This window comes from Pantoea phytostimulans (genome assembly GCF_046118715.1).
GTDB classification, from domain to species: Bacteria; Pseudomonadota; Gammaproteobacteria; order Enterobacterales; family Enterobacteriaceae; genus Pantoea; species Pantoea phytostimulans.
The window spans coordinates 3,655,499-3,678,340 of record NZ_CP173698.1 but is presented as its reverse complement, the minus strand read 5'-3'; the positions used below and the strand labels follow the sequence as shown (position 1 = coordinate 3,678,340).

Genomic DNA, 22,842 nt, shown 5'->3' with positions numbered 1-22,842 from the left:
CTCCCCTCGTTATGAGGGGAGTGTAAATTATTCAAAACCCCAGATAACTTCAGCCAAATCACTCAAATCCTTAGCTCTTTGGCGTATATTATTTTCTCCCCAATGAAAAACCTGTGACACTTCTAAAGTGTGGGAAAACGCAGACGTTTTATAAACCTCAATCTTATCAGAAAAACAAATATCTTTTATTTTCCTATTCTTCCCTTTCTCTAATAAAAGTACATTGCCGACAGAATTAATCCATCGACTATAGGGTTTGGAAAAATGGCTAGTATCGCCAATATTTTCCCATCGAGAAAGATTTTTAGGAAATATATGTTCCAAATCAACTTCGTTAAAATCTGGAATTGATGCCTTGCCGCCCTGATATAATTCAACTTTACATATAATATACTTCAATATTACAGAGCTTTCGGAATCGAATGCGAGAAAACATTCTTTAAACGGTGATTTAACCTTTTCAATTAATGGAAAAAAATTGCTTAAAATTTCATCATCACCTTTACCACATTGCATATCTGCAAGGACTTTTTTAAATAATGAATCAATCTCTCCCACACCATAATCACAAATAGTAACCCACCTAAATAATAAATTTAGGGAAAGCTTAGAGAGCTGAGGTAATATTTTTTCGTTATTATGCAATGCATATAAAAATGTTGGAAGATGAATGGTATAGCCGAGTAAATTCATCTCAGCGACATTAGAGGCCCATTTTTCATGAGTGTTTATTTTAGGCCAATTTAATCTATTTTTATTACGCAGGCGGTCAAACGATTCTGCATTATTAACTAGATTAGAGAGTAGTTCCTGAGTCTTAATTTCATTATTGCCTATTTTTTTTCTAATAGCTTGATATAATGTCGACTTTGTTACGTCAACAGACTCATATGCATTCCAATATATTTTAATAAAATCCACAAAATTAGCCGATGCATTTTGTACTGTTTTTACAAGGTCATCCCAGTCGACAAGAGCATCATCCTGATTACTTACCTTCATGTTACTTAAAATCTTATTTTTGAGTAGATCTGCTACCGATAAATCCATACCTTTAGAATTGAGAGATTCAAAAATCACATAAGCATCAAAATCGTCCTCAACATATATAGTTACGAACTTCAGATTTGTAATAACAAAACGAAAGAAACTCTGAAGTTCAATCAACGAATTTGATCGCCCGAAAAACTGTTTGCTTATTTTATCTTGAAAAAATCTCTTTGCCTTAATAATTCTATTGTCTTTCTTACTAAAATGAGTAAATAGTTCTCGTTTAGAAACGTTAAGCATCTTTTCAAAATGCTTAGAATCCTTATTATTTGCTTTTAAGTAAAAATCGTCTTGCTTTATATGACGGCTTACACTTGAATAAAGCGAATCAGCAACTTCTAATCTATCAGAGTTTATGCAATCTAAATCATTAATTGTTAATTTCCCATCAACAACTAATTTAGCATAGTCTTGTATTACAGATAAAAGAAGCATGAAACTTATAGCTCTTTGCTGACCATCGACAATATCATAATGTGATGAGTTTTTTTCCTTACTAGCAAGAAGCAAGGTCCCCATAAAATACTCTTTAGATTCTACAAAAGAGTGTATAACATCATTCCATAATTCCAAAAGTTCGTCATTAGCCGTCCAAGAGTAATCACGCTGATATTTAGGTATAAAATAGCGTTTTTTCAAACCATAGAAGATTTCTTCTAAGGTGCTAGTGCTTGCTTTAATATCCATACATTACCAATTAATTAACTAATTCCCAAAATGCTTTATCACGCATTTTTACTATATCTTTTGAACCATTAATAAAAATGCTAAAATGTTTTTCTAATTTATTAATAGCCTCCATAACTTTTTCTTGCTCAGACTTATCGTTTATACTGAATATTGCTTTGATATCTTGAGGTTTTAGCTTTGCTACACGATGTATTACCCAAGTCAAAACGTAACTTGAATAATCATTTTCACCTGTCTGAAAATGAGTGATATCTTGAGTGGATAAAATCATACCTACGCCATACTCACGTCCCTCTTTAAGAATCTTACGTAAGCTTGGAAAATTTTGAGACATAAAATTATCAGCCTCGTCTACTAAAATCATTTTAGTAATTTGGCGGAAATCTCCCTGTACTTCGGGTTTGCCTTTTTTTTGCATTTGCGAATAAAATAAATCTAATGTTAAAGCTACTACTAAATTTTGTATTTCTGGAGGATAACCTGCTAATTCAATTATCGTAATGTTATCAACAAGATCATAAAGACTTTGGCATTTTAAATTATTGTCTTCAAAAATCTCTAACTCATATAAGCTTTCCAATGCTGCATAAAGTGAATCTTCATCCGGTTCTGTTCCAATAAACAGATCCCAAACCTCTGAAACCGTAGGCGCAGGCTTATTCCATGTTGTAGGATCGGCCTTATGGATTCCGGCCAACTCATAAGCTTCACCAATAAGTTTCCTAAGCCTTAACTGTTGCTTCTGACCCAAGTTAAAAGCTTTACCCATTGTTTCTGAAAATCCTCGTGCGGTATGTACAGGCAACATTGGGGTATCCCCAAATAAACTTAAAGGATTATAAGGTAATCTATGAAGTTTAAATTTCTCACCACTCGTAGCGGTTAAAAATCTCTCGTCAACATAATCGGACTTGTAATCAAATATCAACACACCAATAGGTGAAGAATTAACGTTATAGCATTGATTGCGAAACAACTGTGTTATAACGGATTTCGTGAATTGAGTTTTTCCAGTTCCCATTGTCCCAATAATGCCAGTATTTGTGTTCATAAATTTGGCAGTGTTAGTAGGTTCCCAATTAAGCGGTGTATTAGTTAAGACGTCGTTACCGAATTGAATGGTTAATGATTGTTCACTGCCTTTAGATTCATTAGCCTGAAAAATATCCGAATGAGTATCTACAAGAACACTATTTTTAGTATCATCCACTGTAAATGACAAAATGCCATCACAATGCTCATGCGTATCATAGTTTTCAAAAATACCTGACTCACCTAAATTAAAAGGTGTAAGTAATTGAGTAGAACTTGGGGACAGAATAAACTTATCAGGAACATGACAAATTTCTGCAATTTTGTCTGATAAGACAAGCTCTTTTAAAGGTTTATCAACTAAATTACGAAGTAATCCGATAGGAAGATCAATCCTTAAAATTCCATTAATAAGTTTATATTCTGGCTCAAAGCAACTAGCTGAATCAAGATGACTGATTACAAATCCCTCAGGATACTCATTAATATTGGATAAATCATAATTTCCTTTTAACCATACTTCTTTTTCTAGAATAATTTTGTTGAAATAATTCCCTGGGAAAACATTATATAATCGATATTTATCGATCTGCATTAATACTTGTCGAATAAATAACGCTCGATGTAACTTCCCTATAAAAGTAAGTTTACCTAAAATATCTTCGAGAAGGTAGCGACGTAGCTCTTTTGCCTGCTGCATTGCTTTATTATAATCTGGAGTTGCACCTGTCTTTACCTCAACAGGCAAAATTACTAACTGCTGCTCTTTAAGACCAACCAGTAATACATCATCAGATATTTCGCCTTTAGAATAGCCATTTACATTCCGTGAGAAGTCGCTATCAGACATTTTTAGACCAATATTTCCTGATACTCTTATCATTTCAGCGACAGACAATGGAACCCAAGTAATATCTGAACCATATACTAAACTTGTTACGAACTTATAAGCACCAATTATACCTTTTTTTTCTTTTATCTCTCGAGCACGATTTTCATCAGTGCTTAGCATTTTTAACAACCAGTCACCATTAAAAGCATTAAATTCATCAAGTTTACCACCATCACCTTGCTTTAATATAGTTTCAAATAAACCGCGTTGCGCAGTAACCGTTATAGCGTCATAACTTGATGAGCTCGTATATTGATCTGAGTAGTGAATAAGAACTACATCTTTATTACTGTGGAAAAAATCTAAGGTGACCTTTGGATCTATTATAGTTGTCCATACTGAACTATCGTAAGATCTTTTGAGCAATTCTTTAAAATCTTCACTTACAGCTAGAGCTATAGCATTTGCACCATGGTACATAGTGTTTTGTTTATTAGCAGGCTGTAATAATGATCCAATATATTTTGCTATTATCAAATGAGCGTGATCTTTATAATCGCTTCCCTTCAAACCAAATCCAGTAAAATATGAACCTGATTTACTCTCCGAAGCTTCACCATTTAAAAATCCGTCGCATGCTATAGCAGATGCCATATCATCAATTGCCACGTCAACACAATCGACCTTATTATTATTCCTAAAGAAGGTTAGATGAGAGTAAGCTTGGCCATTCGAAATGGTTTGGTCATTTGTGAATTTACTATAGGTTAATTTTGTTCGTAAAATATCAATGACTGAATCCGCGTTTTCACGTACTTTACCCTTATTCAGCTCAAGCCATTCCTTTAAATCATCAAAAAGTTCGGCTTCTGAAAACCGATCGAACGCATTAAAGCATAATTCGTCATCATAGATATTTACATGTATTGCTGAAGATTTTTCAAGATTTTTTTTAATGTAATCCACAATCCCTAAGAATATTTCCCCACCATATTCTTGGTTAACAGAATTAATAATAAGGTTCTTTTGATAACCATTAAATAAATGATGATATGATGATTGGAATTCCGAAATTTTTTCGCGAACTAATTTCCTGACAAAAGTTAATGAGCTTTTCTCATGGGGAACACTTTTCAACCAGAACGAATTATCTTTCACTAACTGAGTGTAGGTAAAACCATATTTTGGATGATAAGCATAGGGTAATAAACCTTTTGGGACTAATCTTTCAAAAGTTATGTCTGACATTTCAAGAAAACTATTATCTTGAGTAAGGCTATGACAAAGTGAAGTGTAATAGCTCATAATTAAAGGATGATATGGAGAATAATATTCATCATCTCCTGATTTTATCATACCGACACTTAGCATTGTTTTTTGATCTTTTGTAAGCATGGTTCCTGTTTGGATAGACGAAAAATAATTCACCCATGCTAATACAATGTTATTTGTTATAGTGATAAATTCATTCCCCCATGAAACCAATGAGGGAGTTGTTTTATGTTTTTCTAAATATAAAAATAATTTTAAGTAACCATTATAAATATCATTATCAATACTTTTTATTGAATTAATTGTTAAATTCTCATCTCCTATAACAGCCAGTTTCCTCTCAACTATAAATTCTTCCTCCCATTTAAGGAGCCTAATGCGCGCAGCAGATATAGGAAACTCATTATTTTCTAAACTGACCTTGCTTTTTAAAGTATTTAACTCTCCATTATAATTATCATTAAAAACTTTTTGGGCACGATTACGATTTAGCAATAAGGGAAGGAATAACGAATCTGTACTTCTTTCGCCCTCAACATTAAAATTTAGATGATGCTCACCTGATTTCACTATAAATGTAAGCTCATCAGATTCATTAGCTAATTTAGCAAAATCAATAATACCATACGTAGCATTATCGATAATGTGATTTAAACTGTCCAACTCAAAAGTTTCTTCTAAAATACTGCTTATCTTTAACTTATTTTCGTTAGTCGAAATCGTTATTGTTTTTTTTAGCGGTTCTAAAGTAAAAGAATTTTTAAATGAATCTATATGAAATACTTCTCTACGTATTACCAAGCATCTAAAGTTATAAACTTCTGATTTATTTTCCCTTTTCAAAGCCAAATTAAAAAATAAAGGCATTGATTGAAAATTTACTTTTATAGTAGCCGTAGAGTTTTTTAATCCATTACGCGTAGAAATGTTTTCTTTTATGTGGCTATATTCTTTAGGCGATAATTTAAAATGGTTTTTATCGAGATCATTACTACCTTGAAACGTTAATTTTATTTCAACTTCATTTAATTCATCGTCAACTTCAATGATAAGATGCCTGTCACGTTGTCCACTTTTCGTCTCCGCACGACTACGTGATATTATAGTGGCCCCACTATTTACTTCCTCCTCTACAAGCAAGAGATGTTGTGTGGCATTACGATTTTTTTCATCAAGTAATGACTGGTAATTTAATTGTTGCCAGTGATTCTTTATAATAAAATTATCATTGACGAACTTTTCTCCGAACAACTTTAAGCGCTCATGTAATTGATCACCAAAATGCTCAACCTCAAAAGCTATTTCACTATATAAATTCCTATTCTCTTCTAATCTTTTTTTTATTTGATTCGTATTACCTTCCATTTTAGTTATCAATGGATCTTCAAACATAGCTAATTCATTAAATTTTAAATCGCCGTCTGCAACAGCGTTGTATAATGATTCAAAACCAAACATAGTTGCATTTCTATTATCCTTTATCATTTCAAATTGATCATCCAATAAACAAAGAGAGACGTCTTTCGCGCTACCTTGAATATTAATCAATCCTCGAATTGCTTCCTTTATCTTTTCTGAGCTCCAAATCTGCCCAGGTAATGATAAACTCTCAAAATTATTTGTTAGGCTTTCCAAATTACTATTATGAATCGCAATAAGCGCACAACCCTGCAGCCAGCTCCCTGCATCCGAAACATCATCACGAATCTTTACGATGAAGTTTTCTGTACACCCGATATCATTATTGGGATTGTCCGAATGTAATACAGGTATTACTTTTATATCTTGGCACTGAATAAATGGTAAGACGATACCATCTGGAGAAGTTAAGGATTTTGTACTCCTCTTCATTACAGCCTGAAAAAGCTTTAAGCTATTCTCTTCATTTGGCGAACGAAATTGATATCTATATCCAATTTCTAAGTGCAGAGATGCTGCGTTTACTAATTGTTCGGTTAAAAATTCTTCAAATTGTTTTACGGACATAAATAGCATCTCCACTATCACTCATGCGTTCTACATTACCAATGCGATCATAAAATTTTATTAATTCTTGCTGACTTTGCTTATCAAAATAAACGCCTCTTTGTTGAAAAGAAATAATAAGATCTTGAAATCTAATTCTTTCGTTATTATTCACAGCAAGATTTGTTAGTAAAACAATTTGATCTTGATTTAATATAAGTACTCTTCCTGATCTTCCGCGGCTTTGAAAAAAACCTTTAGCTATAATTTGTTCTATGTCCTTAACATAGCGTTTATTAATATTTACTCTATGTCCTACCTGGAATTGCGCCATTGCTAATTTTATAATTTCCTCTAACCAATGAGTAGCTTGATTAATCGGCTGATTAAACTCAATATTTAATTCCCGTTGAGTTCTGAATGCATGAGCGAAATCCTTAAGGTGCTCGCTAACATCGTTATATTCAGTCTCTTTTATTTTCCTGAGAATAGCCCATAAAGGTGTTTTTTTACTGTTTTTCCCATTATCTGCTTGTAGTAATTCTAACATTGTTAATATTGGGAATATTTTATAGCATGAGTCTTGGAATAATTTATACCCATGGTTACGAATATGCGTGCGCTCATTACTGGCACGCTCATGATCCATAATAAAATAAAGTGGTTTAGATTGAGGTTCTTCGGCAACTTTCCAATCCCCTAATGCTAAACTGATTTGAGCTGTATATGTAAACAAATAAAAGGAAAGAAATTTTTTTATCTCAGATAGAAAATAGTTTGGCCTCGAAGATAGGAAGTTAAGATCTTTTATAAAAACGAATGATAAGTAAGGTAAATAAGCATCTTCAGTTAAACTATCAAATTCATAATTTTTAGTGTTTTTTGTAAAAACTTTTATTATTTCACGCTCAATGAAGTTCACATTTCTTGTGAATTCTTGTATTTTAGTCCCCTTCATTAAGTTTATAAATAAGCTAGCAAAACGATCGTCACTCTGTGCATATTCTCCCTTTTGTGAGTGAAAAAGAAGCATTTCAGGGCTAATATTAAATATATCTTTATTTTCGAAATACATTTCATTTATTGTATTCCAAAATTCTTCCTCACCAAGTTTATTGCCGAATGATAATTGGCAATCTTTTATAAATCTCTCATAGCTGTAATTTTCAATTTTTTTTCTGAGCAATGTTCGAAGTATTATTCCAATAACATTATCCCATTCGAATTCATTACCTTTTGTGCGCATAGGAAAAAAACTATTTAATTTATTTTTTTCCGGAATATCATTCGCAACTCTCGGCAAAGATTTATTTATTACGTTTATAAATCTATCAATTTCCATATTTATACACCACTCACTTCAAAATAATCATTACCCTCATCACTTATCTTAAATTTCTTCTTGCCTTTGATGATAAACAATGTCTTTTTCTTATTTGCAACTTGTACTATTTGTTCTACTATCTCATCCAAAAGCAAAATGACGTTTTTGTCGTGTTTATTGGGTCTGTAGCCTTGGTTAATTTTAACCATAAGCGAGAGTAAATTTACGCTTACAGGTATAGGCTTCAAAATAATGCCATCAACGCTAATTACAGCATTGAAATAGCCAATTTTACCATTTTTCTTTTCCGCTATCCCTTGAAAGTCTGGTCTAACGTCGAGTTCAACTGCCACTTTAAAGCCATTTCGTTCATTAATGAAAAAAACATCTCTTTCCAAGTTTGGTGAATTTCTGTTTCCATAACGATGGATAGCCGTAATAATCAACTCTTTATATATTCTATTTATTTCTTTTTTTATCTGCCCTGAATTTTCAAACTCCTCATGAATTAACCATATATTTGAATATTGCTCAACCATGTCATTTTCGAATTCAGACTTGAACGATTTAACAAAAGAACTTTCTAAAGACCGCTCATTTCCAATGAGATATAAGAGACGTAGATATGTTTCTGCTTTGTTTATTCCATAAATGCCAAATTGATGCATTTTTTCTGTGAAGTCAATAAATTCATCTGAATGGATATTCAAATTAAAATTAATAATGAATTCATCAATTTTTCTAGAATGTAAATTTGCTGGATCAAAAGCTTTAATATTTTCTAATAGCTCATTATCGCCCCCAGAAAAAAGGCTATCAAAAAGGTAAGAATTTGAGTTAAGGACTTGGTAAATAAAATCTAATAATGCTCTTGCTGTAAGGAATTGGTCTTTTATTAATCGCGTTTTTAAAAGCAAATCGACGACTTTATCCTGTACTGATTTAAGACCTAATATAAAAAAGTTTGCAGTAATTATTGAATGGCCTTTACTTTTTAATTCATTTTCGTAAACTGCGAAAAAGGGATTATTTAAATTTCTTTGTGTTATTTTATATATAAAAGATTTAACGAAATCAGATCCATTTCCCTCCTGTGACAGGAAAAATTTTGGGTACTGCTCAAAGTCCATAAATATATATTTTGATGAATGGATATTTCCATCTTTTTTCAAAAATGATTGAATAGCGTTCTTTATATCGCCATGCTCTTTACTCCCTTCTTCAGCATAGTTTCCTAGCATACCAATATTAATTCCAACAATTAAGGGCCTTGTAGATATTTTATTGGCACTAAACCTTGCATCAAGAGCCTGAATTGCTGTTTGATTTGGAGAAAAACTATGAGTTGCATCCAGATGGAAATCATATTTGCTTTTCCATTCAAGATTGTATCTTGTTAGGATTTCTGACTTACCATCACCGCTGCTGCCACAGAGAAAAATGATATCATTCGGTTGTAGTGAAGGTAATTTCTTGGAGAAATCAGTTTCAATTGGTGTCTCTATGTAAATGTAATCTTTGTAACGAGCAAGGATGTCATGTCGCTTTGAGCTCTTTTCAGTGCTTACAGCATATGGAGAGGATTTAGAAAGAATGCTTAGCGCGTGTTTTAGATCCACAATCGCCACCTAGATAATCTGTTATTAATTATTGCATTACCAATTCAACATATTGCTTTAAAAGCAAGTGGTGAAGGAACGCAAATGCGTTATTAATGCTGTTATTTGATTTTATCACTTAAATTTAGTTTATGTAAACAAAGCTACCTTTGAAACCTTTCAGAGTGCTTATATCAATAAACCCAAGAGATGCATGCACTTCCGAGACAGTCAAAAGATAATTTACAGTAATTAACACCATTTTCAATAAGGTAAGGTTAACATTTTATCATTTTATTACGTATTGGCTGAGATTTTTCTTATGTAGTTGAGTTGTTAAGGCTCATATTTTAAAGCGGGCCAAATTCCAGATACAAAAAAAGCCGCTTGTAAGCGACTTAATTTGCATTCTCGATGGTGCGAAGGCCGGACTCGATATCAAATCAAATCACTGATTTAAAATAAAAAAACTCACGCACTCCCCCTTATATGCCCCCGCAATTTTTTTGTCAAAATCTTCATAGCTATCCACTTCCTGAGTTCTTTTTATGCCCGTTTCAAAGAGACAATAGGCTGATGACGACGATTTTTTCTACCCGCAGACGCCCATACACTCATTTTCATTTAAAGAAGATTTTATGACATATCCTTCACACTGCTCACTTAAAACATTTTTGCATTAAAAACAAAAAGTTAATTAAACCCATTCGATATAGAGTGAAATTTAGTCTTCATCAGGGGTTTGCAATTTTTTGGCTTTCATAATCTGGTTCAACATTTCTGCCTTGAAAGTTGCCCCTCTATTACACTGAAGAGTAATTATTCATTTGAGAGGCCATCAGGGATGGATCAGAGTTCTGGCGGTCGACATCGTGCTTTTGATACCGCGATAGTATGGCAGGACCGTAATGATATGGTCAGGCAGGCGCTATTCGTAAGTATTCCCTGGTTCACGTTTGTGAACGTCAGCTTTGCTCTAATCATTTTTTTTCGCAATGTCCTCATCAGCGGTTTTGACCGTTCAATCAGCGACCAGACAGAAATACTTCCTCTCATTAATGGCATTGCGGTTGGCATCATTGCTTTCTCCTTTTTACTGGCATTTTTTATCTATCGTCTTCCAGCCAGATTTACACCAGTAAGTATGGGTTTGTTGCTGATTCTCAGTTTGATGTGGAGCTACTGCAGCTATCATTTTATCGTCTGGTGGCACCTGCCATTTGCCTGGCCCCTCAGTGTGATCCTTATGCTCACCGCGCTGGCTGCGCTTTATTATCACCCACCTGCTCTTATGCTATTCCTGACCCCGTTATGGTTGACCGCTTTGCTGGCAAGTATGCAACTGAATCAGGGCATCAGCGTGCGATTCTTACTGGTCTGGCTCATCCTCACAACCATTCTCATTTATGGCCGCTATATCCTACAGCGCTGGTTTGATGAAGCCTGGCGTCGTTATCAGGAGAACCGGATGCTTATTGCAATGCTTGATGTTATGGCGCATCAGGATGCACTCACCGGGACAGCAAACCGGCGGTCAATGGAAAACTATCTGGATGACGCTATCCGCCAGGCTTTGCCGTTTGCATTGATCATGCTCGATGTGGACTATTTCAAACGCTACAACGACCATTACGGCCATCAGGCCGGGGATGATTGTCTGGCAAAGGTAGCCGGCGTTTTGAAATCGTCGGTTCGCACGCCGGCAGATCTGGTAGCACGCTACGGAGGGGAAGAGTTTGTGGTCGTGCTGCCAACTGCCTCTCTGGACGAAGCTGCTCTGGTTGCAGAGCGTATCCAGGCGAGTCTGCATGCAACAGCGCTACCGCATCTCGCATCAGAAGTCAGCAATAGAGTCACCGTCAGCATGGGCATTGCTCTTTCAGGCAGCAGTGAGAGTGCTGCCGGAATTATTAACCGAGCTGATAACGCGCTCTACCGGGCAAAGCAGCAGGGTCGTAACCAGTGGGCAAAGCAAAACCCTGCTTAATCCCTATCGCGAACGGTCAGAAGCATCCTGGTTCGCAGGAGGCGTAAACCATTTTGATTTTGTCACGATCACCGGCTGCTCAGGCTGACTGATGAAGTTAGGAGACATGATCTGCACGCCGAATTCGTTGAACACATCCTGTATATGGCCGTGGAGAATACTTCTTACCCCAGCCAGTGATTCTCCCACCTGAAGCCGGACCTGGAGTTCATACGCCACATACCAGTCCTGCAGCGCCAGCTGGCGCACCAGCGGGGAAATGCTGCGATTAATCCCCGGTGTGCGACTGGCGGCAAGCTCCAGCATCGCTTCAACCTGCCGCCAGGGCGTGTCATAACCAATGGTGACGCTGGTCGTCATGTTAACGCCGTCGCCTTTCAACGTTGCGCTCAGGTTCACAATTCTGCCGCTGACGACAACCGCGTTGGGAACCGTAACCTCGTAGTTCTCGCGGGTCAGAATTTTAGTTGCCAGCATGCCCACCTCGCTGACGACGCCCTCATGATCGGCAATCCTGATAACTTCGCCTTTTCGCAGTGCGCGAGAATAGGTCAGCACCAACCCGCTCATAGCATGGTTCATCACGCCTGCCGATCCCAACGTCAGCATCAGCCCGAAGAAAACGCTTATCCCTTTGAAGGCGAGCGAGTTAGCCCCGGGTAAAAACGGATAAGCCGCCGACAAGGCGAATAACCAAATGACTACGCTGATCAGTTTACGGGTGACGCCAACGGTATCTGGATGCAGGCCCGACAGGTGTAACTGCCCGGTCTCGACTCGCCTGAGCACCAGTCTGAGCAATCGCGTCACCAGCGCCGTTATGAGGAAGATGACGACAACAATCAGCATGCCTGGCAGAGCGGAAAGTATGGCCATGCCCAGGCGTTGCAACAGCCCTAGCGCATAACCTCCCAGCTCCATGCCCCAAATTCGCGTCCAGGGAAACAGCCGCAACACCCAGCTGACCCAGATGTAAAATGACACGAGGAAAGCCGAGATAAGAACAAGGGCATACAGCCTTACCTCAATGGGACCGAGAAAGGCGCGCAGTGCGCCAGGAATGATACTTTTCCGCTGAGCACGCCTTACGGCATATATCCGCTTCAGCCAGGCGTAGGAGCGCAGGGCAAACAGGATGAATGCGAGCAGTAACAGAGCACCCAAAAAGCTTTTACCCGCTGAGAGCAGCAGGTAACGCGATGAATACTGCTCAGACAATGATTGTCGAAGTGTGTCCAGACGGAGTCTGACGCGTTCCGCCGCCTGCGCAAGCGTCAGATCATCCCCTTCATCCAGGTCATTCTCAGCGAGCAACATAAAAGGTTTGCCGTTGATAGAAAAAAGCACGACTGGCTGTCGGTAGCGCGTCACATTGTGCATCTCTACCGACTGAGCGAGGTCATTATCATTGAGCGAGCGCAATATCGTCACGATTCGCTGGACCCGCTCCTCTGGCGTGGTAAGGCCAAATTTTGCCTGCAGCATCACTACTGGCTGATTAAGCAGATATAACGTACGCGCTTTTTCCTGCGCCGAGGGAGCCTGACGCGGCTCCGCGCCAAGCGCATCTTGTAACGTGAAGAACAACAGACAACCGCATATACACATCACCGCTTTAATCATTTTGCCTCCAGAAGCCGTACTTTGCCTGGCGGTAAATCCATCCGTAAGGCAGCCGTCAATGCGTATTATTGAAATTGCCAGGTATACGAAATCAGAAAGCGTGTATCGGGATCGTCCAGATAGGTGTTGTTGTCCATAACGAACGTCAGAAGGTTTACTGAACTGTGCTCATCAAACCGATAACCTGCACCAAGCCCGCCAAAATAACCCCGGTAATTCTCCCCCTTCTCATTTTTTGATCCATAAGAGCCTGCCGCAAAGCCGATCATCGTAATGTCAGGCGTCAGCGGTCGGAGGGTAAAGGCACCAAGATACCCACTGCTGCCGGAGGTGGTGATCGTGCTGAATCCATACTCAGAAGGAATACCATCGGCGAACTGAGGCGCTTTACAGTCAGCTGCATTTCCGGTGCTGCAACCGGTTATCTCACCGGTGTTGTAGGTGTATCCGGCCATTGGGAATATCTGGAAACCGGCAGGTGCGAAGCCGAAATAGCTGAGTGGGACAAAGGTTCCAATGGAATAGTTAGTCTGCGTTGCACCATTGGTATATTCGTTTTTGCCAAAATTAAAGTTAACGATGCCTACCGGAAACAGCCATGAGCCGCCCACACGCCACTCGCTGGCATCACTGTTAACACGTGCGTTCAGTTTTTTTGCCGGGTCCAGCGCGACCGAGCCTGAGAAAGAGAGATTGCTGTCGTCCATGTCATAGGTGTCTGACCACGAGACACCTACTTTGGTCGTCACCTTGGTCGGATCATCATCAAGCTTGTCGCGATTGTCGTTAACTTCTGCGCCAAGCGCCGCCTGGCTTGAAAATAACAGCCAGAAAGCCCCACTCCATGCATTCCTTACATGACGCAACATAGTTACCCTCCGGCTAGCGTGCATTTATTCGCGTGACAGCATTTTAACCCTGGGCTCTGCTGGTTACTCCGGGCATTTGACCTGACTCAGGAAGGTCTGATAACGCTTTTGATTATTTTCGGTCAACGCTTTTACGGCTGACAGCACGGCAGAATTATCATGGGTGCTGTCCAGAAACCGTCTCTGCAATTGTTCATCGGTTACCGTCGACGGTATCTGGCACTTGTGGCGCAGGTCATCGGTGATTTTTTGCTGCCTCAGCGCAAAGGCCAGGTTTTCATAGGCGGAGTTAGCCAGTGCTGGCGTTTGTGACAACAACATCAATACGATCGGTATCAAGTATTTCATTCTTATCTCCCGGCCCGTTTCGGCCCTCTTAAACCCGAATAAATCATTTATTCACTGCTTTGATCCGCGGCGCATAGCGAAGGGTCAAACACTGTTTTCCACTCTTTCTTCATATCGACGATGACCCAACCCTTTTGGGGCGCCAATCTTAGCCCGCTGATAAGCGTTCCACTGGCGGGCGGATGCGCGTCGTAAGCATATTCACGCGCAGCATCGGTGTGATGAACCAGTAAACCAAAGGTTTTGTAGGTCGGATTGGCGGAGGTGTACTGGAGCATCGGCACATCGCCGTCGCTGTTACCGAACGCACCGACCGGTCGCCGCCCCATAAAGAGATGGATGGCGACCGGCTTCATCGCTTCATCATCATAAAAGGCGCCGTTCATGGTTTTACGCAGCTGCGTACCATTATCTGTCAGAGAGAACTCACTCAGCGAAAAGGAGCCGACAACCTGTTCGGGCGGGATGCCATACATTTTTTCGGCGAGTACGCGCATAAAATCGATGCCTCCTCCAGACACAATCCAGGTTTTGAAACCGTTATCCCGCAGATAATCCAGCAGCTGGCGCATCGGCTGATAGCCTAGCTGGTCATAACGGCAGCCGAAACGCGCATGTCGATGATTATCGACCCAGTTGCTGACGCGTTGGCTAAATTCTTCCGTCGTCATGCCGCTATGCGTGAGAGCCATCAACTGCATCAACCCCTTTTTGCCCGACTGCATCACCACTTTCATATCGTTGTTTATTACCGCCTGCACTAAGGCATCGTTATTCCATTCCGGGTGTTGTGGGGCGAGGCGTTTGATTTCATCAATCACGAACTGCAACTGAAACGTCAGCGGCGCTTCCGGCCACAATGTGCCGTCATTATCAAACACCACATAACGCTGACTGACAGGAATGAAGTCTTTGCTATTCGATGACGTGGTTTCCTTCACCCACGTTTCAATAGCCTGTTTTGCGTGACCGCTATTCCAGGCACTGAGCGGATCGTCTGCCGCAAACGCCGAACCAAGATGAGCCGTAATCAGCAATGCCAGCAGGGGTTTTAATTTCATCATCTTTTCCTTTTGGTCGGAATGAGGTCAGGTAGCGGGACAATCCGCCAGTATTCACGCGTGCGCTGAACCAGCCGTTGCAGGCTCTGGCTAAGGAGGCGTCGGAAAAAGAAGCCCAGCAGCAGCAGCGCCAGCACGATCATCGATCCCACCAGTAACGACTTCCAGTTGGTCGGGGCGCGGGCTTTCAACGCCTGTTCACTGCCAGCCGGACGCGCAGCGGCGATGGCGTAATGCGCACCGGGTAATTCAGCCAGTTGCCACTGATGCTGGCGTGTATCCCACCAACGTAAACGCAACGGTGGGATCACCAGTTCACCGGACTGAGAGGGCAGATAACGCAGCCGTTCTTCACGCTGTGCGCCGACGATCTCATCTCGCCCTTGCGTCAGGTTGCTGTTTACCGGCGGCAAGCGTTGCGCACCGGAACCGGGAATGGCATACAGCAGTTGCGGGATTTGCACGGCAATCACATCGGTCGCGCGCACTATTACAACGCGCTCAATAACGTCACCGACATGTAATTGCTTATCCTCTGAGGCGCGGTAAAGCCGCCATTGCTGCGAGAGTTCAAGCTTGCTGGCTGGCAAGAAACGGTCTGGCTGACGCACATCGGCGGGCCAGCTGACCGACTTCTGCAGCACCGGCAGCGACACCGTTTTCGGCGGCTGATTCGCGGAACGTATCACTACGTCTGTAGCAGGAAAACGCAGCTCGCCCTGATCCCACGCCATCACCTGACGTTCCATGCGGATGCCGCTCCAGCTGATACCGCCGCGATTACGTGTTACCAGTTGGTTGGGCAGCGGCGTGTTAAGCAAGTTACCGTTTTCAATGACCATTTCCGGCCATTGCGGCGGCGGATTAAACCAGCTGTCCGTCCAGAAGGTCACAGCAATCGTTACTGGCTGGCCCGGCACCAGTTGATCAGGAGCAACCAGTTCACGCGTCATGGCCATTTCAGCCCGTACCGGCAGGCTTAGCAGCAACAGCAGACAAACGATAAGTCGCTTCATGGTGCCTCCGCCGGTGTGGAGCGGTAGAGATTTTCCAGCAAACCGCCGGGCGAAAGGGTGAGATTGCTGTACCACTGTTCAGCCGAGGGCGCAGCGCCCGCGATGGGCTTCATATCCAGCTGGTTCACGCCCTGATCGGGTTTGAGATCGTGTTTAATGGCGTCAGGATCTTCATCTTTCTGCTCATGCTGATCGGCCTGGCGGTCGCGTTCTTTTTGCCGCAGCTGCATGATGATATGCGCAATTTTCGCCCGGTTTTGCTGAGCCATTGCCCATTCGGGTCGTAAACTCAGCGCCTGATCGTAGCTGTTCAGCGCCTGCTGCCAGGATTTCTGTTGTGCGTAGCAGTTGCCTATCCACAACAGGCTTTCAGGGGTGGCAGGAACCTGACGAAAAGCCCCCAGCGCCGAGACGTAATCCTGCGCGTAATAGAAGGCAATCCCCCGCCGCAACGGATCCTGAAAGCGTTGGGCGGCTGCTGCATAGTTACCTTGATTAAAGGCAAATTGTCCCTGCACGTCGGGGCGTATCCAGGCGTCCAGAAGTGCCGCTGAACTGGCGGGAGACCAGATCAGTAAGGGCAGCATCACGACAGCCAGGCAGAGCAGCTGCTGTCGCCAGAGCAGTAATAGCATCAGCATTGGGACGACCAACAGATAGCCGCTGTTCTTCCACTGCAAATCTTGCCGGCTGTTCTGCTGCGCCGTCACGCTTTGCTGAATATGTCCGCTGACCGCGCGTAGGTCATCATCTTCGGCAGAGACCAGCGTCACCGGAATGCCGCCATCACGGATTTGCTCAAAGTGCGCGACATTGAGACGCGTATCGATGCCCTGCGACGCCTGCGCTTCCGGCAGTCTGCCGCCGTTTGCCGTGCCTACTACCCAGATCTGGAGAGGCAGATTTTGCTGCCGCAGCCACTCAACGTCCTGCTGTCCTACGTTATCAGCAACCAGTATCAGCGCGCGTGGGGCTTCAGGCGTTGCGGGCAGATTTTTAAGCGCAAGGGCGACCGCCTGACGCAGCCCTGAACCCTCACCCTGCGGCACCAGTGTCGGCTGTTGAGCCGTCAGGAACAGGTTATAAAAATCGGCATCATTGGTCAGCGGCGTGGTAAGCCAGGCATCAGCGCTGTAAACCACTAAACCAAAGTGGCTACCGGGCATTTGCGTCATCAGTGCGGTGATTTTCTGCTGCATGCGCTGATGGCGGTCAGGCGGCACATCCTGCGCCAGCATGCTGAGATCCTGCTGCATGATCACCATCACGTTGTTTTCGGGCGTGAATGCGGCGGGCAAGTCTCGTTGCCAGCTCGGACCGGCTAAAGCCAATACACCCAGGCAAAAGAGCCACGGCAGCACCTGTCGCGCCCGTACACGCTGACCTTTAATCAACGCGGCCGCAAAAGGCTTTTCCATGACACGATGCCAGGCACTTCCTGCATGCTGAGCCAAAAAATAGAGCAGCGGACAGAGCAGCAAACCCAGTAATCGCCAGGGATAGAGGAAATGGAAATCGCTCATGCACGTCGCCTCATCATTGTGCTGCTGATGGCAAACAGCAGTAACACGAGTAGCGCAAGGGCTAACGGCCAGACGAACAGCGGACGATGCCAGGATAAGCCCACTGTTTTAACCTGTTCCGGCGTTTGCGCATCAATTTGCTGCCAGACCTGCGCGAGTGCGTCACGGTTGGTAGCGGCGCGCCAGGCGTTACCGCCGGTTATATGGGCAATGTTATCCAGCAGCGCCGTATCGACTTTATCCTCGCCGCTGCTGTTTACATCGCCAAAGGCGATGGTGTGCACCATAACGTGATGCGCGGCTGCGAGCTGCGCGGCGAGCGTGGGTTGCAGTTGAGAGGCGGTGTCATTGCCATCTGTCAGCAGAATCGCCATTTTTGACGCGTCGGCTTCGAGGCTGTGATCTAGCAGTTTCACCGCCACGCCCAGCGCATCCCCCACCGCAGTTTGCTGACCAATCATGCCCGGTGCCAGCTGGCTGATGCGCGCTTGAAGCGCCTGTTTGTCCTCACTGATCGGCGCAAATGGCCACGCCTGGCTGGCAAAAATCACCAGACCGATGCGATCATTTTTGCGCTGGCTGATAAAAGTGCGCACCGTTTGCTGCACCGCCTGTAAGCGCGTCTGACCATTCTGCCCGTCGTTTTTCTCCATTGAACCGGAAACATCCAAAATCAGCACGATGTTGCGCATGGGTTTTATCACCGTTTTCGGCGGCATCAGGTATTCAGGCCGGGCCAGCGCAGCAATCATTAAAATCCATACTGTCCAGAACAGCAGCCGATGACGCCAACTGGCTTGTGGTGCTGGCGCCGAAAGTTGCAGGGCTTCAGCCAGTTCAGGTAAAAAAGGCACCCTCACCTGTTCACTCGTCGGCTGCTTTGCAGGGATCAGATAATGAGTAATCAGCGGTAAAAACAGCAGCACGCCCACCCATGGCCAGACAAAGTCGATCCGTGATAAAAACTCAGACATGAGGCAGCGTCTCCAGCCAGTGGCGTAACTGCTGTGAGATACGCTGATTGATAGCGCTTTCGAGTTGATTATCTGGCTGACAGTAGCGACGACACATCAGCGCGCGCAGTTCTTCATCCAGCGGGGTCTGCGCCAGAAGTTGTTCCGGCGACTGCCACTGACTGACCTGGGCGCGAGAGTGTTGCACCAGAAGCACCCGCTTAACCCATGTTATCCAGCCATCCACCTGCTGTTGAGCAAGGTGTTTTCGCGCTTCGCGCCGCCAGCGATTACGACGAAAGCGTGCGAGCCATATCAGCAGGGCAATGAACATCGCCAGTAACAGCATCACGCCGAGCACCGCCCAGCCTGCCGGTAACGGAAACCATGAGGCGGCTGCTGGCAGAGCAGGATGCGCCAGTTCCGGTGTGCTAAACCCTTTTGCCAGCATGCGCATCCTCCTGCTGTAGCTGCGGCAGAACTGCATTACCGGTCACGATAGTTTTCACCGTGATCCCCATTCGCTGTAACCGCCGTTGCTGCTGCGACAGACGCTCGGTTACGCTTTGCTGAATGCGATCGCTGAGGTGAGAAGTGAGATTGAGCGCGGTGCTTACGTCATGGTAATACGCCGCAAGTTGACCGTGCGGCGGCAGGCGGCGATGAAGATCATCAAGCGTGACATAGGCGGTAATTTCGCAGCGGCGACGCAGGTGAGCCAACACCGCATCGCAGCGTGTATCCAGATCGTGAAAATCACTGATGATCCCCAGCCAGCTACCGGAGGGCAGCAGGCGGACAATACGTTGCAACGCGTCTGACAGGGAGACGTTTTGTCGATGGTTTTGCGCATAATGCGCGGGAAGCTGAGCATTCATACGCTGAACGTCAGTAAGAATGGGCATCAGGTTGCGTTTCGGCGCACGGCAGGGATGCAGCGCCAGTTCATCATCACCCAATATCGCGCAGCCCAGTCGATCACCGTCATGCCAGCTTCGCCATGCCAGCAATCCGGCAATGTTTCCAGCGGCGACCGATTTCATCTGCAGGCGGGTACCGAAGTACATGTCCAGACGCTGATCCACAAGGATGAATACGGGTCGTTCGCGCTCCTCATTGTAGAGGCGGATCCACGGTGAGCGGAGGCGCGCTGTGGCCTTCCAGTCAATCAGCCTGACATCATCACCCGGCTGATAGCGGCGTAAGCTATCGAAGTTCAGGCCGCGTCCCTGCTGGCGGGACACGCGCTCACCGGTTAATGCGCCGGGTGGGATTTGCCCCGGAGGATTATCCAGTCGCTGTGCATCGACTGCCAGCGCCATCAGGTCAGCCAGTTCAAGCGTCAACGGCTGCGGCATTACGCCACCACTGCGCTAAGAAGCATGGCAATCGCCTGATCGGGCGTGCAGTTGTCAGCGTTTGCCTGATAGCTCAGCAGCAGACGATGGCGCAGCACGGCCGGCGCGATGCGTTGAATATCTTCTGGCAACACCGCATCACGGCCATCCAACCACGCGCAGGCACGACCACAGCGATCCAGGGCAAGCGTGCCGCGCGGGCTGATGCCGAGGCTGATATAACCCGCAAAGGCTTCGCTGACCTGATCGGGATGACGCGTCATTTCCACCAGATTGACGATGTACTGCTCTACGGTTGGCGCCACATAAACCGTGGCGATTTCACGCCAGCATTCGGCGATATCCTGTTGGCTTATCAGCAACGGGTCGGTTTCCGGTACAGGGTTTTCATGCTGAGCAGCCTGATATTTTGCCTGCTGCTCAGCGCGCACCAGCTGCATTACCCGCTGTTCATTCTCTTTCGACGGATAATCGACAATCACCTTCATCAGAAAACGGTCAAGCTGGGCTTCAGGTAAGGGCCAGGTACCTTCCTGATCAACCGGGTTTTGTGTCGCCAGCACCATGAATACCCCCGGCAGCGGCCAGGTTTTGCCTGCGACGGTCACGTGACGCTCTTCCATGGCCTCCAGCAGCGCCGACTGCACGCGAGCTGAGGCGCGGTTGATCTCATCGGCGAGGATGATATTGCCGAACACCGGGCCGGGGCGGAAACGAAACTGATCTTCTTCCCGTGTGGCATTTTGCTGATAGATTTCGCTGCCGGTAATGTCTGAGGGCAGCAGGTCAGGCGTGAACTGAATACGACGGAATTCGCCTTCGATATGGCGAGCCAGTTCGCGCACCGCACGCGTTTTCGCCAAGCCCGGCAAGCCTTCCAGTAGCACATGACCGTCACACAATAAGGCCACGATCAGCATTCGCACCAGCTCCTGCTGTCCAATCACCTGCTTGTTCATACTGGCTTCCAGCGCCAGCAGCTTTTCACGATTATTCATTATGCAGGTTCCACCGTCTGACGTTTCAGCAGCGTCGCAATGCCAACCAGAATCGGCTGCGCATAGTTAAAAAAGGCTTTGATACCGGGACAGAGATAATTCATTCCCAGCTCGCCTTCTTCGCTCCTGACGATGCGGTTTTTCGGGCATTCGCCATAACAGAGTTTCAAGTAAGGGCAGCGTTTGCAGGCAGCAGGTAGCGTATCCCGCTTACCTAAACCAAAGGCTTTTTGTCGCTCGGAAAAGGCCATGTGCGCCAGCTTGGTGCTCTGCACATTGCCTAATTTGTATTCGGGATAGACGTAGTGATCGCAGGAAAAAATGTCGCCATTTTTCTCAATCGCCAGACCTTTGCCGCAAAACTCTGAGGTGATGCAAATCTGCGCGGGCATACCCATGGTTTGCGCCACAGCGGTTTCAAACAGATTGACCTGCACCCGACCTAAATCGTTGTTCACCCACTCCTCGAACACAGCAATCAGAAAGCGCCCCCAGTCATCGGGATCCACTGACCAGTCGGTGACAATGGAGTCAAGGTCTCCGGGGCGCGCGCGACGTGAACCGATGACCGGAATGGTGTCGTCGTGCCAGAACTGCGGTGCGGTTTGCTTGAAATCGACCGGCTCAACGCAGGGATTAAACTGGATGTAAGTAGCACCCAGTTCGCGCGTCAGAAAGCGGTAGACCTCCAGCGGGAAGCGCGCATTGGTGCGGTTGACGGTGACTAAGGCGTTGAAGGGAACATGATGGCGCTTTAACGCGGCAACGCCCGCCATCACTTTTTCAAAAGTAGGTTTGCCGCTGCGCGTCACGCGGTAGCGATCGTGTAATTCAGCCGGCCCATCAATGGAAATGCCGACCAGGAAATTGTGCTGACGTAGAAAGCGCGCCCAGCTGTCATTAATCAGAATGCCGTTGGTCTGCAGATCGTTTTCAATGCGCTGACCCGGTTTTTGATATTTCTTTTGCAGCACCACGATTTTTTCGAAGTACTCCAGCCCCATTAACGTGGGTTCGCCGCCTTGCCACGAGAACACCACCTGTTCGCCATCCTGGCTGTCGATGTACTGCCGGATGAAGGTTTCCAGCACCTCATCGCTCATGCCGCTGTGTCTGTCCTGTTCCAGAAGCTGTTCTTTGTGCAGATAAAAACAGTAGTTGCAGTCGATGTTGCAACGCGATCCAGTAGGTTTCGCCATCACATGAAAACGACGCGTGTAAGCAGGCCCTTTCCCACTGAACTTTTCCGCCGTAGGAAGGGGTTTAACCGGCAGGGTTGTACTGTATTTCATGAACGCCTCCTGAAAACCGGGTGAAAAATTTCACCCGGTGGTGTGGTCAGA

Annotated in this window: 16 protein-coding genes; 1 reads left to right on the top strand and 15 read right to left on the bottom strand. The window is 44.5% G+C overall.

The genetic code is table 11. The annotated features are described in order from the left end of the window. Positions 1-27: 27 nt before the first annotated feature. The 4 genes from ACF2G4_RS17070 to dptF are packed head-to-tail and all read right to left on the bottom strand — an operon-like array spanning position 28 to position 9,793. Positions 28-1,737, bottom strand: a complete 1,710-nt coding sequence (locus tag ACF2G4_RS17070; RefSeq protein WP_409075199.1) for a DUF262 domain-containing protein — start codon at positions 1,735-1,737, stop codon at positions 28-30. A 10-nt stretch (positions 1,738-1,747) separates the two neighbouring features. Then, positions 1,748-6,862: a DNA phosphorothioation-dependent restriction protein DptH gene (gene dptH / locus ACF2G4_RS17065; RefSeq protein ID WP_409075198.1), complete on the bottom strand. Its 5,115-nt coding sequence runs from the start codon at positions 6,860-6,862 to the stop codon at positions 1,748-1,750. Continuing rightward, positions 6,843-8,183, bottom strand: coding sequence for a DNA phosphorothioation-dependent restriction protein DptG (gene dptG / locus ACF2G4_RS17060; protein WP_409075197.1), 1,341 nt, complete (start codon positions 8,181-8,183; stop codon positions 6,843-6,845). Before dptG ends, dptH begins: the two co-directional genes overlap by 20 nt. Positions 8,184-8,185: 2 nt before the next feature. Then, a complete protein-coding gene (gene dptF, locus ACF2G4_RS17055; protein WP_409075196.1) occupies positions 8,186-9,793 on the bottom strand; it encodes a DNA phosphorothioation-dependent restriction protein DptF in 1,608 nt (535 codons plus the stop codon). 814 nt (positions 9,794-10,607) lie between these two features. Between dptF and ACF2G4_RS17050 the strand changes: the two genes are divergently transcribed. Then, positions 10,608-11,750, top strand: a complete 1,143-nt coding sequence (locus ACF2G4_RS17050; protein ID WP_409075195.1) for a membrane-associated sensor domain-containing protein — start codon at positions 10,608-10,610, stop codon at positions 11,748-11,750. Positions 11,751-11,753: 3 nt separating this feature from the next. Here the strand turns inward: ACF2G4_RS17050 and ACF2G4_RS17045 are convergent, their stop codons facing one another. From ACF2G4_RS17045 to ACF2G4_RS16995, 11 genes are all read right to left on the bottom strand, one after another. Further along, complete coding sequence (locus tag ACF2G4_RS17045) at positions 11,754-13,373, bottom strand: mechanosensitive ion channel family protein (RefSeq protein ID WP_409075194.1); 1,620 nt, start codon at positions 13,371-13,373, stop codon at positions 11,754-11,756. Positions 13,374-13,438: 65 nt separating this feature from the next. Then, positions 13,439-14,242 carry a hypothetical protein gene (locus ACF2G4_RS17040; protein ID WP_409075193.1) on the bottom strand — a complete coding sequence of 268 codons (804 nt, stop codon included), beginning with the start codon at positions 14,240-14,242 and terminating at the stop codon, positions 13,439-13,441. 63 nt (positions 14,243-14,305) lie between these two features. Further along, entirely contained in the window at positions 14,306-14,590 is a 285-nt protein-coding gene (locus ACF2G4_RS17035) for a YicS family protein (RefSeq protein ID WP_243078668.1), read from the bottom strand. Between the two features lie 47 nt (positions 14,591-14,637). After that, on the bottom strand, positions 14,638-15,651 hold the full coding sequence (locus ACF2G4_RS17030; RefSeq protein ID WP_409075986.1) for an HAD family hydrolase: 1,014 nt from the start codon (positions 15,649-15,651) through the stop codon (positions 14,638-14,640). Next, positions 15,651-16,667 (bottom strand): oxygen tolerance domain protein, encoded by a 1,017-nt coding sequence (locus ACF2G4_RS17025; protein ID WP_409075192.1) that lies wholly within the window; start codon positions 16,665-16,667, stop codon positions 15,651-15,653. Before ACF2G4_RS17025 ends, ACF2G4_RS17030 begins: the two co-directional genes overlap by 1 nt. Then, a complete protein-coding gene (locus tag ACF2G4_RS17020; protein WP_409075191.1) occupies positions 16,664-18,190 on the bottom strand; it encodes a vWA domain-containing protein in 1,527 nt (508 codons plus the stop codon). The genes ACF2G4_RS17025 and ACF2G4_RS17020 overlap by 4 nt, the downstream gene beginning before the upstream one ends. Continuing rightward, positions 18,187-19,164 carry a VWA domain-containing protein gene (locus ACF2G4_RS17015; RefSeq protein ID WP_243078672.1) on the bottom strand — a complete coding sequence of 326 codons (978 nt, stop codon included), beginning with the start codon at positions 19,162-19,164 and terminating at the stop codon, positions 18,187-18,189. Before ACF2G4_RS17015 ends, ACF2G4_RS17020 begins: the two co-directional genes overlap by 4 nt. Further along, positions 19,157-19,594: a DUF4381 family protein gene (locus ACF2G4_RS17010; protein WP_243078673.1), complete on the bottom strand. Its 438-nt coding sequence runs from the start codon at positions 19,592-19,594 to the stop codon at positions 19,157-19,159. The genes ACF2G4_RS17015 and ACF2G4_RS17010 overlap by 8 nt, the downstream gene beginning before the upstream one ends. After that, a complete protein-coding gene (locus ACF2G4_RS17005; RefSeq protein ID WP_409075190.1) occupies positions 19,575-20,501 on the bottom strand; it encodes a DUF58 domain-containing protein in 927 nt (308 codons plus the stop codon). Before ACF2G4_RS17005 ends, ACF2G4_RS17010 begins: the two co-directional genes overlap by 20 nt. Continuing rightward, a complete protein-coding gene (locus ACF2G4_RS17000) occupies positions 20,501-21,499 on the bottom strand; it encodes a MoxR family ATPase (protein WP_243078675.1) in 999 nt (332 codons plus the stop codon). The genes ACF2G4_RS17005 and ACF2G4_RS17000 overlap by 1 nt, the downstream gene beginning before the upstream one ends. Further along, positions 21,499-22,791 carry an anaerobic sulfatase maturase gene (locus ACF2G4_RS16995; protein ID WP_409075189.1) on the bottom strand — a complete coding sequence of 431 codons (1,293 nt, stop codon included), beginning with the start codon at positions 22,789-22,791 and terminating at the stop codon, positions 21,499-21,501. The genes ACF2G4_RS17000 and ACF2G4_RS16995 overlap by 1 nt, the downstream gene beginning before the upstream one ends. Between the last annotated feature and the right edge of the window lie 51 nt (positions 22,792-22,842).